Raw genomic sequence first — 15,420 nt, 5'->3', positions numbered from 1 at the left:
ATTGATGAAGGGGTTACGCGACACAGTGGCCTCGCGCGGCCTCTAATAGCGCGTACCAGGTCTCTCTTGGAAGCGTCTCAGGCCCGTTTAGCATTTCAGCAATCCGCTCTGGCTTTACGCTGCCCACAACGGGGACCGGGCGATTAGGCAGTGTACGCAGCCAGGCTAGTGCTAGCGCATTAGGGGTGCTGTTTTGCTCGCGGGCAAAGTGGTTAAGAGCGTTACCCACGTCGCCTTGCATTAGTGTGCCGCCCGCTAGCGGTGACCATGCCATCGGCGCATGACCGTCGGCACATAGATCATCAAAGCTGCCATCAAACAGTGGGGCGGTATGGTTAATGGAAAGCTCGATCTGGTTGGCACGTAAAGGGTGGTGCATGGCGTTTTGTAGCCTGCGCCACTGACTTGGCAAATGATTGGAAATGCCCGCCGCGCCAATTTTGCCTGCCATAATCGCTTCATCCAGTACCCGGCCAGTAGTGACGGCATCCATTAGTAGATCAGGGCGGTGAATCAAAAAATGATCTAGCCGCTCAACGCCCAGGCGGTTCAGGGCATTGTCAATGGCGTGGCTTAGATAATCGGGGCTAGCATTGTAGTGCTTCACCTTGTTAGAGCTGCGGGCTGGGTTGTCGTTGGCAATGCTAGCCTTGGTCACCACGTGAAGCCGCTTGGCCAGCGAGGGGCGGGCGCGCAGCGCTTGACCAAACAGCGTCTCGCAATCACTGTTTCCGTAAATGTCAGCATGGTCGAAACAGTGCAAACCCTGCTCAATACGCGCTTCGATCCAGTCGGCAAGGTGATTCGTTTGGTGCATCTCTGGTGCTTCATGCAGGCGCATCATGCCGAGAACAAAGGGCACGTCGAAGGTGTGAGCAGGCATGGGCATTCCTAATAAGTTAAAAGACTTCTTCGTTGTGCAGCGCTTCGGCGGCGCCCAGCAGCCCCACCCATGGGTGGGTAACAACCCATACGGGGATATCGGCGTTATAGGCGCCCATACGACCCTTATTCACAAAACTGTCACGTAACTCGGACTTTGGTAGCCACTCCAACAGGCGCGGTAAAATACCGCCGCAGAGGTACACGCCACCTCTGGCGCCCATGGTCAGGGTCGCATCGCCACATACATCGCCAAGAATTTTTAAAAAGCGCAATAGGGTAGTGGTAGCAATGGGATCACCCTGGTTAGCAGCTTGGGTAACCTCTGCTGGCGTTGTGTAGCTAGGTGTTTGTTCGTTCAGTGCACAATGTGCCTGATACAGTTCCAGAAGGCCTTGGCCGCATAAAATGCGCTCGACGCTAACGCGGTTGTGGTGTTGTAAAAATACGTCAAGCAGCGCACGTTCGGTGCTATCCGTCGGGGCGAACGTCACATGGCCGCCTTCGGTGGGCAGCGGTATCCATGCATGCTGACCGGGGAAAACACCCGCAACGCCTAGCCCTGTACCGGGGCCAATCACCAAACGGGCGGAATGGGATTGAGCCACACCTGCTTGTACTTGCACTAAGTTGCCAGTGTCCACATGGGGCACGCCCAGCGCCTGAGCGGTAAAGTCGTTAATCACTTTGAACAGCGACAGGTTCAGCGTCTGCTGAACATCACTTTTCATAAAGTCCCAGTGATTATTGGTCATTTTGACCCGCTCGGCGTGAACGGGGCAGGCGAAAGCTAAGCAAGCTTCTTGAGGCGCGTTGTCACCCGTCGCGCCGACACGTTCCAGGTAGTCCTTAACCGCTTCCACTACACCTGGGTAGTCGGCGCAGGGCAGGTTCACAATGTCGTGAGGCGCTACCTCGCCTGGCGTGACCAGCGCCAAGCGTGCATTAGTGCCACCAATATCACCAATTAATGCCGATCGCATCAGGCATCCTCTTGAAGAATCTGGTCTTGTTGGCGAGCAAGGTCGTCGGCTTCGAAGCCGCCCAGCGAGCCGGCGCCTTCTTCACCACGCATGGCCAAGTGGCGGAAGCCGCTAAATAGTTCGCGGCCCAGACCAACGTGATAGTGGTCCAAGTTAGCCTCTACGTGCTCGCGATCTGTCCAGGTAGCGGTGTCAACTTTCGCTTCCAGCGTACCTGCATTGGCGTCCAGGCGTACAATATCGCCGTCCCGTAGTTTTGCCAGCGGGCCGCCATCCAGCGCTTCAGGGCTGATGTGAATCGCTGCTGGCACTTTGCCAGAAGCACCGGACATGCGGCCATCAGTTACCAGCGCCACCTTGAAACCGCGATCTTGCAGCACGCCTAAGAACGGTGTCAGTTTGTGCAGCTCTGGCATGCCGTTGGCTTTCGGGCCTTGGAAGCGTACGACCACAATCACATCGCGATCCAGAGAACCCGATTCGAAAGCCGCCTTCATCTCGTTTTGGTCTTCGAAAATCTTTACGGGTGCTTCTACTACACGGTGCTCCTCAGCAACCGCCGAGACTTTAATCACACCACGGCCTAGATTGCCTTTCATTACGGTCAGGCCGCCGGTAGCGGCGAAAGGGGTGGCCACTGGGCGTAAGACGTCTTCATCCAGGCTTTTCTCAGGGCCTTCACGCCATACTACTTTGCCATCTTCCAGAAATGGTTCTTGGGTGTAGGCAGTGAGATCAGTACCGAATACGGTGGGAATATCCCCGTGCAGTAGGCCTGCACCCAGCAGCTCGCGGAACAGGTAGCTCATACCGCCCGCTGCCTGAAAATGGTTAATGTCCGCTTGGCCGTTGGGGTAGACCTGCATCAAGCTAGGGGTGACCGCTGACAGATCAGTGAAGTCGTCCCAGTTTAGGGTGATGCCTGCGGCAGCAGCCATGGCAATCAGGTGCATCGTGTGGTTGGTTGAGCCGCCAGAAGCGAGTAAGCCCACCACCGCGTTGACAATTGCGCGCTCGTCGATCTGTTTATAGAACGGGCGGTAGTCGCCGCCGGGTGCGGTGTTACGAATCGCTTGTTCCGTGGCGTAACGGGTGAGTGCTTCACGCATCTCAGTGCCTGGGTTTACAAACGAGGTACCCGGTAGGTGAAGCCCCATTACTTCCATCATCAACTGGTTAGAGTTAGCCGTGCCGTAGAACGTGCAGGTGCCAGGGCTATGGTAGGAGTCGGACTCCGCTTGCAGTAGCTCTTCTCGGCCAACTTTGCCTTCAGCGTAAAGCTGACGAATGCGCGCTTTCTCTTTGTTCGGTAAACCGCTGGGCATCGGGCCCGCCGGTACGAACATCGCAGGCAGGTGGCCAAAGCGTGCCGCGGCGATAAACAGACCAGGGATAATTTTGTCGCACACCCCCAGATAAAGGGCAGCATCGAACATGTTATGAGAAAGCCCTACAGCCGCGGCCATAGCGATGACATCGCGGGAAAACAGCGAAAGCTCCATGCCTGGTTGCCCTTGGGTAACACCATCGCACATGGCAGGAACGCCACCGGCAAACTGGGCGGTTGAGCCCATGGCATTAGCGGCTGCTTTAATCGTTTCAGGGAAGGTTTCAAACGGCTGGTGGGCCGAGAGCATATCGTTGTAGGAGGAGATAATTCCCAGGTTGGCGCTGTTCATCAGCTTTAAGGCATCTTTCTCCTGGGCGCTACAGGCGGCAAAACCATGGGCTAGGTTGCCGCAAGAGAGCTCCGCGCGATGCACGCCACGGCTGTGCTGATCGGCCATGCGGCGCTCATAAAGTGCGCGCCGTTCGGCAGAGCGTTCACGAATGCGTTGGGTAACATCAGCAACAGTTGAGTTGAGGGTGGCGGGGGTTGGGCTCGGCATATAGACCTCTGCACGGTAGAAACGGCAAGTTTGGATTGTGGTTATCTTACATATTTTATACTCATTTTAAGATACTTTGCGGCAATAAAAGCTAATTTTGTAGTTTTATTACTCTACTTTTGTGTTGTTGAGCATTGGGCGACACCCAGCGCCAGCAGAAGGGCCTGCTGGTGCTGGGCGGATAGGTTGGTTATTTCTCTACCTCATCGCTTTGTATACTAAATAGCATGGCATAAAGGGTGGGAACTGCCACTAGCGTTAGCAACGATGCGAATGCAAGGCCGCCCATAATTGTGACCGCCATATTGTTGAAAAAAGCATCTACAAGCAGTGGCAGCATACCTAGGATGGTGGTTCCGGCAGCTAGGAAAACTGGGCGTAGTCGGCTAACGCTGGCATCTAACAGAGCTGTAAAACGTGCTTTGCCTTCGTGAATTTGTCCATCTATTTCGTCCACCAAGACGATGGCATTTTTCATTAACATGCCGGATAGGCTGAGCATGCCCAGAAGAGCGGTGAAAGAGAAAGGCAGGCCCGATATCAACAAGCCAATTACCACGCCACATACCGACATTGGCACTACCAACCAGACGATAAGCGGCTGTTTCAGTTTACCGAAAAGCAGTATTGAGATCAGTAGCATAACCAGCAGGCTAATAGGTAGCTGTTGGGCTAGTCCTGCCTGGGCTTCGCCAGAGTCTTCGTGCTCTCCGCCCCACTCTAAGCGATAGCCTGGCGGTAGAGGAATCGACTCGATCTCTTGGCGAATGGCATCAAAGGCTTGCGCTGCGGTATAACCCTCAGCGGGGTCGGCGCCGACCGTTAATGTACGTACGCGATTGCGTCGTTGTATTAACGACTCTTCGCTTTGCAGTTCAAACTCGCTAACCACTTGGCTTAGCGGTATAAATCGCTGCTGGGCGCCGCTCCAGACATGGCGATCTTGAAGGAGTGCCACATCGTCACGCTCCATCGCGGGAGGGCGAGCGACAATCGGCAGTAAATATTCCCCTTCTCGGTAAGTGCCCGCCCGCACGCCTGATGAAGCAAACTGCAGTGTGCGGGTGATATCCTCGCGGCTGACCCCGGCAATGCGCGCCCGCTCTTCGTTAATGTGTGGTGCAACCACCAACTCCTGCTGGCGCCAATTATTACGTGGGTCAATAAGATATGGGCTGGTATCTATACGTCGTTCTGCCTCAGCTGCCAGTTCGCGCAATACCGTAGGTGAAGGCCCTTGAAAACGGGCTTCTATATCGGCGCCATCCCCTGGGCCAAACTGTAGCCGTTGGGTGCGAATCTGTGCACTAGGAAAGGCTTCATTGAGTTCCCGATAGAACTGACGGTCAAGCGCTGGAATAACGTCCAGATCTTCAGTGCGTACCATTAGTTGAATATAAGCACTGTTCGGCTGCTCAGGGGCGTACGTCAACATGAAGCGCGTGGCACCTTGGCCTATAAAGCTGGCCACTGACACGACGCCATCTTGCTCCAATATATACGCCTCTATCTCCTCAGCATGGCTGGCCGTCGCACGAATATCACTGCCCTGGGGTAGCTCCACATTGACCAAGAAGAGTGGGGTGGTGGATTGAGGAAAGAAGGATTGGGGGAGGTGTGTAAAGGCCCATATACAAACAGCAGTAACGAGTACCAGTGCTGAAACGGTAATCACGCGCAAACGCAAGGCTAGTATCAGTAGCTGGCGGTAGACTCGATAAAACAGGCCGCCATAGAGTTCGTGCTCGCAGGCCTCTTCCTCGTTACTGTTTGCCCGCTGGTCTGTTGTGTTTTCTGAGTCTGAGTCGTTCTTGCGTAGCAGGTAGTAGCCAAATAGTGGGGTAACCGTAATGGCAAGCAGCCAGCTCAGCAGTAGCGAAACCAGAATAACGATGAACAATGAGTAGAGAAATTCACCGGTCACATCATCTGAAAGCCCAATGCCTGCAAAGGCCATAATGCCGATAATAGTGGCACCTAATAGTGGCAGCTGGGTGCGATTGGCTGCTCTGCTTGCGGCCTCTTTGGCGCCCACCCCTCGCTTGATATTGCTCACCATGCCTTCTGCAACCACGATGGAGTTGTCTACCAACATCCCCATGGCAATAATTAATGCACCAAGCGATACACGCTCCATATCAATGCCTAGCAGACCCATAAACAGCAGGGTACCTAGCACGGTTAGCAAGAGAGTGCTGCCTACCACAACACCTATACGCCAGCCCATGACTAAGCAGAGTACGCCTATCACAATGGCCACTGACATCAACAGGTTGAGCAAAAAGTCATTGATGGCATCATTAACGACATGGTGTTGTTCGTAGAGTGGATGAAGCTCTACTCCCAGAGGAATTCTGCTTTTCAACTCCTCTAAACGTGCTTCAACGGCTTCACCAACTTCAATGATATTTTCATTGGCGTTGCCAGCAATTCCGATCGTAAAGGCGGCTTGGCCGTTGTAGCGAATTAAGTGTCTGGGCAGTTCACTGGGCTGACGGTAAATATCCGCAATATCTACCAATGATATTTGTTCCGTGGTGCCTGGCCGGCCAATACGGATCGCCTCAATAAGGGCAGTACTGTCAATATCACTGCGCGCTACCAAGCGAACCTGACGGTCTCCAATTCGCAGGCTTCCGGCATTTTCCACAGTATTTTCGGTTTGGATGGTATTAATGACTTGGTCGATGGGAATACCGAGTGTCGTCAGGCGCTCATTAGAGATATCTATATAGATCGTTTCTTCGCGCTCGCCAGCGGAGGTCACACGGGCAACGCCGGGCACTGCAAGCAGTTCTCGTTGTAGAAACGTTGATATATCGCGAATTTCTCGAGCGCTAAAACCCTCGGCGGTTACGGCGTAAAATAGCCCGTAGACCTCACCAAAGTCGTCATTAATTTGTGAGCCAATGGCACCCTCGGGCAGATCGCCTTGGGCATCATTGATCTTGTTACGCAGCTCATCCCAAATTTGGGGTAGCTGGTTACTGTGATAACTGGAGTGCACCTCAACTTTAATCTCAGAGCGTCCAGGCAGCGATTTCGACTCGATAATGTCGATCTGCTCCATCTCCTGAATGGCGCGCTCAAGCCGCTCGGTAACTTCGTCTTCTACCTCTGTGGCGGTGGCGCCAGGGTAAAAGGTGTTAATAATGGCGTTGGGGATGGTAAACGAGGGGTCTTCAAGTTTGCCTACAGTGTTAAAGCCCCATAAGCCCCCAAAGAAGCAAATCACGATAATCAGCCACGTATTTAAGGGCCGCTCAATCGACAGCTTAGCGATATTCATAGGGCCTCCTAAAGCGCTTTTTCGAGCGATTTGACTTGCATGCCATCGCGTAGCAACTGGACACCCGCAGCGGCAATCGACATGCCTGGTGGTAGGCCAGCAACAATAACCACGTAGTCATCGGTTATTTCTCCCGCTGCTACCTGCCGGGGAGAGACTGTGCTGCTGTCAGGGTCATATACCCAAACGCGAAAGCCACCGTTTTCTGTATGGTCCAAAGCGCTGGTGGGAACCATCACCACTGAGGGAGTCAGCGCATCTTCAAGCTCGATAAACACGGTGGCGGTGGTGCCGGGTAAAGCGATAACAGATATGTCATCAGCGGGGGCAAACTCAACCTGGTAGGTTTGCGCAACCTCGTCAGGTTCTGTTACGTGTTCCCGGTAGACCAGGGGAATACGCTTACCGGGCAAAGTGGCAATTTCAGCTTCGATGTTGAAGGCACGGTCGCTTTCTAAATGCTGCATCAGTGCTTCCGGCACGTTAATACGGATACGTAGCTCCGAAATATCTTGGATGCGAACTACTTCAGTATTAGGTGGAACCGTTGTGTGATTTTCCACCAGGCGTCGGGTAATAAGAGCATCGAAAGGAGCGTGTAGCGTGGTGTAGGCAAGTTGCTGCTTGGCATTCTCCAGCTGGGTTTCGGCTAATTCTGCATCGGCGCGCGCCGCATCCAGTACCGATGCGGAAACCGCGTTGTGGGAATAAAGATTGCGCTGTCGATTGAGGTGCTTGCGTGCCTGCTCCACTTCGGCTTCGGCACTCCGAACCTGCAAAGCATAGTCAGTCGGATCTAGCTGAGCGATCAATTCTCCCTGCGCAACGGTAGTCCCCTGGACCACAGGAAGTGTTTGAATACGACCGCCTACCTGAAACGCTAAATTCACCGTACTCTTCGCATCCACACGCCCTACAAAGCGCCGGCTAGGGACAGTGTCCTGCTGCCCTGTTTCAAATAGCTTGATAACTTGCACGGTAGACGGTGGGGGCGCTTCATCGTCAGCGCAGCCAACGAGTAGTAGAGCCGCTGCTATCGATAGTATCCATAAATGGTAGAGCCTCATTACATGCCTCCCTGCAGGCGATAATTCATTCGTAAGTCGTTCCATTGGATTGATGATGTCTGGGTCTTCAACCCAGGACGTGTTTCAACTGCCCACTATAATAGGTACTCTTAACACATTCGAACAGGCGTTTGGTTTTTTGCTGTTCTCAGTCACTTAAATAGCGCAGTAAGAAAAGCGACCACTAAAATTAAGGAAGGCGAGCGTGCAAGGGATGATGCAAAAAACGATGTCAAAAACGGCGCCCAGCAGGGATGGTGCAAAGCGCTACTGTTTAGGCATGATGTTGGCACTGCTGCTAAGCGGCTGCGCCGTTGGCCCCGACTATCAAGCGCCCGAACTTGCACTACCCGATACGTGGCCTGAACACATTACGCTCAGCCAGTCGGAGCGGGATGATTGGCGCAATTGGTGGCAGCAGTTTGATGATCCTGCGTTGGATCGGCTGGTTACCCGTGCCACTCAGGATAACCTTGAGTTAACGATCCAGTTGGCGCGCATTCAAGAAGCGCGTGCTCAGCTCGGTTTTACAGAAGCGGATCAGTTTCCAACTGTAGGCTATCAAGCTGAGGCGACCCGTGAGCGTACTCCGGGGGCTGCGCTGCCAATTGATTTCGAGCCGATCCAAGACCTGTTAACCACGACTAATAATCAGTACACCCTGGCGGCCAGCCTGGAGTACGAAATTGACTTATGGGGGCGCTTGGCCAATGAACGAGAATCAGCCAAAGCGGCTTTTCAACAAAGTCAGTTTGCACGAGATGCGGCAGAGATCGGCGTGATTGGTGATGTTGTGACCACCTACTTCAATCTAAAAAGTGCAGAAGCGCAGCGCCAGTTACTAGACGAAACCATCACCTCTTATGAAGAAACCTATCACTTGCAGCGTCTACGTTTTGAGCATGGTGATATCAGTGAGCTGGATGTTAGGCGAGCTGAGGCCGAACTGCAGGGATTACGTGCAGAACGACCAGCGTTGGCACGGCAGGTCGAGTCACTACGCGGTGCATTAGGTGTTCTCGTTGGTATGTCGCCCCAAGAGCTGATCAGTGCGTTGGATACGGGTAATTCGCAGCTTGCCGATATTACTCAGCCTGAGAGAATTCCACAGGTGATGCCGTCGGAGCTATTGCAGCGTCGGCCTGATATCCGTTCCGCTGAAGCCTCGCTCATTGCAGCAACAGCTCAGGTGGGTGTGGCAGAGGCGAATCGCCTTCCGTCAATTAACTTAACCTCCTTTCTTGGCACAAGTGCGGTAAGTGGCGGTGACTTGTTCAGCAATGCAGCACGAACTTGGGGGGTAGGTGCCTCTGTGATGGGGCCTTTGTTTGATTTCGGCCGAACCCAGGCTGGGGTTGATAGTGCCGAGGCGCGGGTCGAACAGGCCGAAGCACAGTATCGTCTGACGGTCTTGACGGCTTTTAATGAAGTACGTGATGCCCTATACACCTACGACTTTACCTCTCAGCGGTCTGCAGCAGTAGAGGATCAAATAAGCGCAGTGCAGCGCGCCCGTGACTTGGCAGTATTGATGTATGACCAAGGGCAGGTGAGTCAACTGGAACGTTTAGATGCAGAGCGTAGTTTACTTTCAGCACGCCTGGAGCAAGCTGATGCCAGGCGCGAGCAGTTAGCTGCGGCGGCCACACTGTTTAAAACGCTGGGCGGAGGCTGGCAGGCCGAGCACGAAGCCAATCAGGATGCTACTCCGTAATAGCTCAATAATCGAGCCGCTAAAGTGCGTTGGTTTTGATACTATTATGTGCTCTTAAACGGCTGATCTTTTTTCTGATTTTCATTTGGAGCCGTTGTGCTGTTCAGGAGCCGCCATGCATCCCATTGTCACGCTAATTAAGCCAACTAACCATGATGCAGGTGAGCGCACCCGCGTATACCTAGATACCTTGACCAAACCGCCGGGAAGTTTAGGGGCGCTGGAAGATCTCGCTATTCAGCTCAGCGCCATTACTGGCGAGCTTAAGCCCACCGTTACTCCGCCAGCAGTGCTGGTGTTTGCCGCTGATCATGGTGTTGCAGCCGAAGGCGTCTCTGCCTTTCCCCAAGAAGTGACCGCGCAAATGGTGGCTAATTTTGCCAACGGCGGTGCAGCTATTAACGTTTTTGCTCGCCAGATAGGCGCCCAGGTCGAAGTGGTGGATGTAGGGGTTACATCTACTTTAACCATTCCAGGCGTTACCCTGGCGAAAGTGCGTGCGGGCACCGCCAATATGGTGGTGGAAGACGCCATGCAGGCTGACGAAGCTTTAGCCGCGATAGATGTCGGTATCGCGGCTGTTGAACGGGCCAAAACAGCGGGTGCTAACTGCATTGTCGTTGGTGAAATGGGCATTGCCAACACCACCGCCAGCAGCGCAATGCTGGCGGCGTTCCTTGGTGTACCGGTCACCCACGTGGTGGGAGCAGGTACGGGGATTAACAGTGCTCAGCAGGCCCATAAAGCCGCGGTGATTGAGCGTGCCATTTGCGCTCGGCAGGCCAGCCCAGATGCGCCATTAGAGGTGCTTGCTAAGCTAGGCGGCCTGGAAATTGCCGCTATGACCGGCGCTTACTTAGCATCGGCGGCTAACCGGACGCCAGCCATTGTGGATGGCTTTATCGCCACCATCGCGGCGCTTACTGCCTGCCGGCTTTGCCCTGCAGTGCGCGGTTACCTGATTTTTGGCCACCGTTCCCAAGAGCCGGGGCACGACATCGCCTTAAAGGCGTTAGATGCTAAACCACTGCTCGACATGGGAATGCGGCTAGGCGAAGGAAGTGGAGCCGCACTGGCCTATCCTTTACTGCAAGCCGCAACCGCGATGGTGGCGGAAATGGCCACCTTTGCCGATGCGGGGGTTAGCGATAACGCTGGGCTATGAGCATGTTGAGCGATTATTTGCCCGCCGCCTTAGTGATGGTCGTCGTCGCGATAGTGATTGATCTGATCGTCGGTGACCCGCGCTCACTGCCTCATCCGGTAGTGCTAATCGGGCGCTTTATCAGCGCTTTTGAGCGGCTATGGAATCGTGGTTCTGCCTACCAGCGACGGGTAAGTGGGGTGGTGCTAACCATTATCGTGGTGGGTGGTGTATGGAGTGTTAGCTGGCTGATACTGGTGTTGCTGGCGCAACTGCACCCTGGGTTAGCGCTGATCGCCGAGCTTTGGCTGCTCTCTACTACACTTGCCATCAAAGGGTTGGGTGATGCAGCCCGTGCTGTAATCAAGCCGCTTGCTCAAGGCGATTTGGCTGCTTCTCGCATAGCGCTGGGAATGATTGTAGGGCGCGATACGCACAACCTGCATGAAGCTGAGATTACCCGGGGCGCGGTGGAAACCGTGGCAGAAAACACCGTGGATGGAATCACCGCACCGCTATTTTTTGCTCTGATTGGTGGGGCACCGCTAGCACTGGCCTATAAAGCGGTGAATACTCTCGACTCAATGGTTGGTTATAGAAACCAGCGTTATGCCGATTTTGGCTTTGCCTCTGCCAAGCTAGATGATGTAGCGAACTGGATTCCGGCACGTTTAACGGTGCTATGCCTATGGCTGGCTGGACTGCTATTGAGTATTTCAGGTGTTTTGCACCTGCGTTGGCAAGGCGCACTGCGTGGCACTTGTCGCGATGCGCCGCGCCACCCCAGCCCCAATGCTGGCTGGCCGGAGGCCATGGTGGCAAGGCTACTTGGCGTTCAGTTGGGTGGCACCAATTACTATCAAGGAGTAGTGTCTCAACGCGCTACTCTAGGTGAGCCGCTGGAAGTGCTACAGGTCGCACATATCACTGCCACGGTGCGCTTAATGCACGGCGCTTGGCTGCTGTTTATGTTGTTGTCCGTGGCGGTGATAGCTGGATTGTCATTCATTTTTAAGGGGCTACTATGAGTCAATTTATGTGGCCCAGCCACGGTGGCCAAGCCGAAGCACTGCTAGCGCACTTCGGTTTGCCTCTCGATCACCGTCTGGAAGATTTTAGCGCCAACCTTAATCCTTTGGGGCCACCGGCATGGGTGAGTGATTGGCTCGTCAAACAGCTGGCAGGTCTTGAGCGTTACCCTGTGCCGGACTATTCCAATGCTCGTCAGGCCATCGCCGCCCATCATAAGCTTCAACCCGAGCAGGTACTCCTAACCAACGGTGGCGCTGAGGCGATTTTCCTTGCCGCTGCACTGCATGCGGGTAAACAAGCGGCGGTTCTCACTCCCAGCTTTGGCGAATATGCCCGGGCGTGTCATGCGCATCGCCTCTCGCTCACCGAAATTACACTCCCCGCACCACACTTTGCGCTGGATCTTGAGGCACTGCTGGCGTCTCTGAGCGGTATTGATGTGCTGTTTCTATGTCGGCCCAACAACCCGACGGCAACGCTTATCGACTTTCCAACAATGGAGAGTTTGCTTGAGCACACCGCTTTGATGGGTTGCCGGGTGGTGGTCGATGAAGCCTTTATCGATATGGTGGATAACCCGCAAGATAAGGCATCGTTGGCGTCGATAGTAGGGCGCTATCCGCACTTGATTCTGCTGCACTCAATGACCAAGTTTTATACTCTGCCGGGGCTGCGGTTGGGCTATATACTGGCGGATGCGGCAACCATAAACACCGCCGCCACCCATCAGCCCCCCTGGAGCGTTAACCACTTGGCGGCAGAGCTGGTGGCACCTTTGTTGGCGGATGAGGCTTTTGCTCGGCGCACCCAACGCTGGTTGGCCACTGAGCGCCCGAGTTTGGAGCAGGAACTTAACGCACTAGGCATGGACGTCGTGCCTAGCCACGCCTGTTTTTTTCTTATTCGCCCAAGCACTGAACAGCGCAGGGCTGGCCTCACGAGCGATGCACTGTTTGAGCGTTTGCTACGCCACGGGATACTGGTACGTCACACTCATAATTTTTCTGGCCTTAATGGTGAATGGCTACGGATAGCACTGCGTGACGAACCTGCCAATCGCCGGCTAATCAATGTACTGAAAAAGATACTGAATGATTGTCTTTGTTAGTGGTGGAGCACGCTCCGGAAAAAGTGAGCTCGCCGAGCAGCGTGTGCTTAGCGCAGCTGACGGCTCACCCTGCTATTACATTGCTACCGCCGTCGTGTATGACGACGAGATGATCGAACGAGTGGCTCGACACCAACAGGCTAGGAATGGGCAACCCATTCGATGGGCCACAATAGAAGCACCGCTGGCGATTGACCAAGCAGTGGCTCAAGTGCCCGATGGCAGCGCAGTACTGCTGGACTGCTTAACCCTGTGGGCCAGCCAAGTGCTATATGCCAGCGAGCTTAGTGAAGAGGACGGCTTGGCGCTGTTGCAAAGAGCGGTGGGCAGCGCTAAAGCACGCCATGTTCACCTGGTGATTGTCTCCAACGACATTAACGAAGCACTACTTCCCTCCGACCCTGAAACATGGCGCTACCTGGCATTTCTCCAGCGTGTCCACCGCTGGTTAGCGGCAGAGGCGGACTCGGTAGTTGAAGTGGTAGCAGGCTGCGCGATCGAATGGAAAACCGAGGAGTTGAAACCGCCTAAGGAGTGCAGCATATGAAGGAGCGCTCGCCATGAGAAATATACTATTTGGTCTATTGCTGGCGCTGCAATTCCTTACCCGAATTCCGGTTCCCGTTGTCTGCCCCTGGACGCCCGTAACTCGACGCTGGGCCGTTCGCGCCTACCCATTAGTCGGCCTGCTGATCGGCAGCGTACTGGCGCTGGTAGCCATCGCCATGCAAAACGTTCCCACGCCGCTTACCGCTTTGGCGTTACTTAGCTTATGGGTCGCGCTCTCAGGTGGGCTGCATTTGGATGGCGTGATGGACATCGCCGATGCCCTGGGCAGCAACCAGCCTCTGGCGCGCCGCTGGGAGATCATGAAAGATCCGCAAATTGGCAGCTTTGGGATATTAGCGTTGCTGTTTTTGCTCGCCTGGAAGGGTGTGCTGCTATGGGCGTTGCTGACCTATCAGGCGCCGTTATGGTGGCTCTTAGTCATCCCCGCACTAGGCCGGTGGGGTGGCGTTGCGTTACTGGTGTTGACACCTTGCGCCCAACAAAAAGGCTTGGCATGGAGCTGGCAGCAGTCACTTAGCGGTCAGGATGTGGCGTTCGCGCTATTACCATTGGCGGTGATAGCACTGTTAACCCCGCTGGTCGTATTGATATGGCTAATGGCCATCGTTTTTGTAGTACTAATGCGCTGGTTTATATTGCGACTGTTTAACGGCATCAACGGCGATATGGTCGGTGCCACCATTGAAGGAGGAGAGCTTTGGCTACTGATCTTACTGTGGAGCTGGTGGCAGTTCGTCACGGTATCACCGCTTGGAATTTAGAGCGCCGCTACCAGGGCCAACAAGATATTCCGCTACTATTTCCCGATGCCGAAGCAGGATTATTGGCACTGCGTGAAGCTCTGGAGAGTGAACGTTTTGATGCTGTCTACTCAAGTGATCTGCAACGCTGCCAGCAAACCTTGGAATGGGCTGAAGCAGCCAAGCCGGGCGTGCCAATTACGCTTGAACCGCGCCTTCGCGAGCTCGATTTTGGTGAGTACGAAGGTAAGATTTATGACGAGTTAAAAGATTTATCCCATTACCGTGCGTGGGTCGATAGCGTGGGGGAACTGCAAATCCCCGGTGGAGAATCTGCTGCCCAGCTACGCGAGCGTTTGGATGCTTGGCTGCACGATGTTGCGGCTAATGCCCAAGCGGATGGCCATAAAAAGGTATTGGCAGTGACCCATGGCGGCGTGATTCGTGAACTGCGACGACGCTTTGAGACAATTCACTTCTGGGATGGCACGGTAGCTCAGGCCCAAGGCAGGCGCTGGCAGCTAATTTATCACGCCGACACCAATGGAAAAGGAGAATGGCAATGCAGCTCTTCATCGGCGGTGCCTGCGCAGGTAAGCGCGACGCCGTAGCCGCGCGTTTTCCTGCTGCGCAGTGGAGGCGGTTAGCTGTCGATACGCCATTCGCCGGCAGCTACCAAACGCTAGTTGCCAACTCGCCGCTAGTGGTAACAGGTGTGCTTGAGTGGCTCAGCGCTATTTCAGACAGTGCAGACAGTGAGGTTCTTCGCCAGCAGTGGCAGAGAGATTTGGTGAAGCTTTGTCAGCGTGCCAACCAGCTAAACGTACCGTTAATCATCATTGCTACTGAAGTGGGGCGGGGGATTGTTCCCATGCAGCCTCAACAGCGTCGGCTACGGGACCTAAATGGTTGGTTTGTGCAGGATGCCACCACCCAGGCTGAGCAGGTGTGGTACGTGCGCCATGGTTTGGTAATGGCGGTTAAGTAGTCCTCCGTGCAATG

At 54.4% G+C, this 15,420-nt stretch carries 13 protein-coding genes; 8 read left to right on the top strand and 5 right to left on the bottom strand.

Features of this window, described 5'->3' with window-relative positions:
• Window positions 1–13: 13 nt before the first annotated feature.
• From CPA45_RS10135 to CPA45_RS10115, 5 genes are all read right to left on the bottom strand, one after another.
• A complete protein-coding gene (locus tag CPA45_RS10135) occupies window positions 14–883 on the bottom strand; it encodes an aldo/keto reductase (RefSeq protein ID WP_096651433.1) in 870 nt (289 codons plus the stop codon).
• Between the two features lie 16 nt (window positions 884–899).
• The gene (glk, locus tag CPA45_RS10130) at window positions 900–1,865 is read right to left on the bottom strand and encodes a glucokinase (RefSeq protein ID WP_096651432.1); all 966 of its coding nucleotides are present in this window, start codon (window positions 1,863–1,865) and stop codon (window positions 900–902) included.
• Window positions 1,865–3,754, bottom strand: coding sequence for a phosphogluconate dehydratase (gene edd, locus CPA45_RS10125; RefSeq protein WP_096651431.1), 1,890 nt, complete (start codon window positions 3,752–3,754; stop codon window positions 1,865–1,867). The genes glk and edd overlap by 1 nt, the downstream gene beginning before the upstream one ends.
• A 190-nt stretch (window positions 3,755–3,944) precedes the next feature.
• Window positions 3,945–7,043 (bottom strand): efflux RND transporter permease subunit, encoded by a 3,099-nt coding sequence (locus tag CPA45_RS10120; protein WP_096651430.1) that lies wholly within the window; start codon window positions 7,041–7,043, stop codon window positions 3,945–3,947.
• 8 nt (window positions 7,044–7,051) lie between these two features.
• Window positions 7,052–8,110: an efflux RND transporter periplasmic adaptor subunit gene (locus CPA45_RS10115; RefSeq protein ID WP_096651429.1), complete on the bottom strand. Its 1,059-nt coding sequence runs from the start codon at window positions 8,108–8,110 to the stop codon at window positions 7,052–7,054.
• Window positions 8,111–8,324: 214 nt separating this feature from the next.
• Between CPA45_RS10115 and CPA45_RS10110 the strand changes: the two genes are divergently transcribed.
• The 8 genes from CPA45_RS10110 to CPA45_RS10075 all read left to right on the top strand — a co-directional run bounded on the left by CPA45_RS10110 (window position 8,325) and on the right by CPA45_RS10075 (window position 15,406).
• On the top strand, window positions 8,325–9,824 hold the full coding sequence (locus tag CPA45_RS10110) for an efflux transporter outer membrane subunit (protein WP_244287577.1): 1,500 nt from the start codon (window positions 8,325–8,327) through the stop codon (window positions 9,822–9,824).
• A 115-nt stretch (window positions 9,825–9,939) separates the two neighbouring features.
• On the top strand, window positions 9,940–10,989 hold the full coding sequence (cobT, locus tag CPA45_RS10105; RefSeq protein WP_096651428.1) for a nicotinate-nucleotide--dimethylbenzimidazole phosphoribosyltransferase: 1,050 nt from the start codon (window positions 9,940–9,942) through the stop codon (window positions 10,987–10,989).
• Between the two features lie 2 nt (window positions 10,990–10,991).
• Window positions 10,992–11,996 carry an adenosylcobinamide-phosphate synthase CbiB gene (gene cbiB / locus CPA45_RS10100; protein WP_096651427.1) on the top strand — a complete coding sequence of 335 codons (1,005 nt, stop codon included), beginning with the start codon at window positions 10,992–10,994 and terminating at the stop codon, window positions 11,994–11,996.
• Window positions 11,993–13,108: a threonine-phosphate decarboxylase CobD gene (gene cobD, locus CPA45_RS10095; protein ID WP_096651426.1), complete on the top strand. Its 1,116-nt coding sequence runs from the start codon at window positions 11,993–11,995 to the stop codon at window positions 13,106–13,108. The genes cbiB and cobD overlap by 4 nt, the downstream gene beginning before the upstream one ends.
• Window positions 13,092–13,655, top strand: coding sequence for a bifunctional adenosylcobinamide kinase/adenosylcobinamide-phosphate guanylyltransferase (locus tag CPA45_RS10090; protein WP_096651425.1), 564 nt, complete (start codon window positions 13,092–13,094; stop codon window positions 13,653–13,655). The genes cobD and CPA45_RS10090 overlap by 17 nt, the downstream gene beginning before the upstream one ends.
• A gap of 13 nt (window positions 13,656–13,668) precedes the next feature.
• Window positions 13,669–14,439 carry an adenosylcobinamide-GDP ribazoletransferase gene (gene cobS / locus CPA45_RS10085; protein ID WP_096651424.1) on the top strand — a complete coding sequence of 257 codons (771 nt, stop codon included), beginning with the start codon at window positions 13,669–13,671 and terminating at the stop codon, window positions 14,437–14,439.
• Window positions 14,376–15,029, top strand: coding sequence for a histidine phosphatase family protein (locus CPA45_RS10080; protein WP_096651423.1), 654 nt, complete (start codon window positions 14,376–14,378; stop codon window positions 15,027–15,029). The genes cobS and CPA45_RS10080 overlap by 64 nt, the downstream gene beginning before the upstream one ends.
• Window positions 14,981–15,406 carry a bifunctional adenosylcobinamide kinase/adenosylcobinamide-phosphate guanylyltransferase gene (locus CPA45_RS10075; RefSeq protein ID WP_096651422.1) on the top strand — a complete coding sequence of 142 codons (426 nt, stop codon included), beginning with the start codon at window positions 14,981–14,983 and terminating at the stop codon, window positions 15,404–15,406. The genes CPA45_RS10080 and CPA45_RS10075 overlap by 49 nt, the downstream gene beginning before the upstream one ends.
• Window positions 15,407–15,420 lie beyond the last annotated feature (14 nt).

The sequence above is a fragment of the Vreelandella nigrificans genome, assembly GCF_002374315.1.
Lineage (GTDB): Bacteria > Pseudomonadota > Gammaproteobacteria > Pseudomonadales > Halomonadaceae > Vreelandella > Vreelandella nigrificans.
The sequence above is the reverse complement of the archived record's forward strand: the minus strand, read 5'-3'. Positions and strand labels throughout refer to the sequence as shown.

Bases quoted from the DNA above. Each gene is read 5' to 3' on its own strand.
- CPA45_RS10120 (WP_096651430.1), bottom strand. From the start codon at position 7,043: ATGAATATCGCTAAGCTGTCGATTGAGCGGCCCTTAAATACGTGGCTG.
- CPA45_RS10090 (WP_096651425.1), top strand. From the start codon at position 13,092: ATGATTGTCTTTGTTAGTGGTGGAGCACGCTCCGGAAAAAGTGAGCTC.
- cobD (WP_096651426.1), top strand. From the start codon at position 11,993: ATGAGTCAATTTATGTGGCCCAGCCACGGTGGCCAAGCCGAAGCACTG.
- cbiB (WP_096651427.1), top strand. From the start codon at position 10,992: ATGTTGAGCGATTATTTGCCCGCCGCCTTAGTGATGGTCGTCGTCGCG.
- cobT (WP_096651428.1), top strand. From the start codon at position 9,940: ATGCATCCCATTGTCACGCTAATTAAGCCAACTAACCATGATGCAGGT.
- glk (WP_096651432.1), bottom strand. From the start codon at position 1,865: ATGCGATCGGCATTAATTGGTGATATTGGTGGCACTAATGCACGCTTG.
- CPA45_RS10110 (WP_244287577.1), top strand. From the start codon at position 8,325: ATGATGCAAAAAACGATGTCAAAAACGGCGCCCAGCAGGGATGGTGCA.
- edd (WP_096651431.1), bottom strand. From the start codon at position 3,754: ATGCCGAGCCCAACCCCCGCCACCCTCAACTCAACTGTTGCTGATGTT.
- CPA45_RS10115 (WP_096651429.1), bottom strand. From the start codon at position 8,110: ATGAGGCTCTACCATTTATGGATACTATCGATAGCAGCGGCTCTACTA.
- CPA45_RS10135 (WP_096651433.1), bottom strand. From the start codon at position 883: ATGCCTGCTCACACCTTCGACGTGCCCTTTGTTCTCGGCATGATGCGC.
- CPA45_RS10075 (WP_096651422.1), top strand. From the start codon at position 14,981: ATGCAGCTCTTCATCGGCGGTGCCTGCGCAGGTAAGCGCGACGCCGTA.
- cobS (WP_096651424.1), top strand. From the start codon at position 13,669: ATGAGAAATATACTATTTGGTCTATTGCTGGCGCTGCAATTCCTTACC.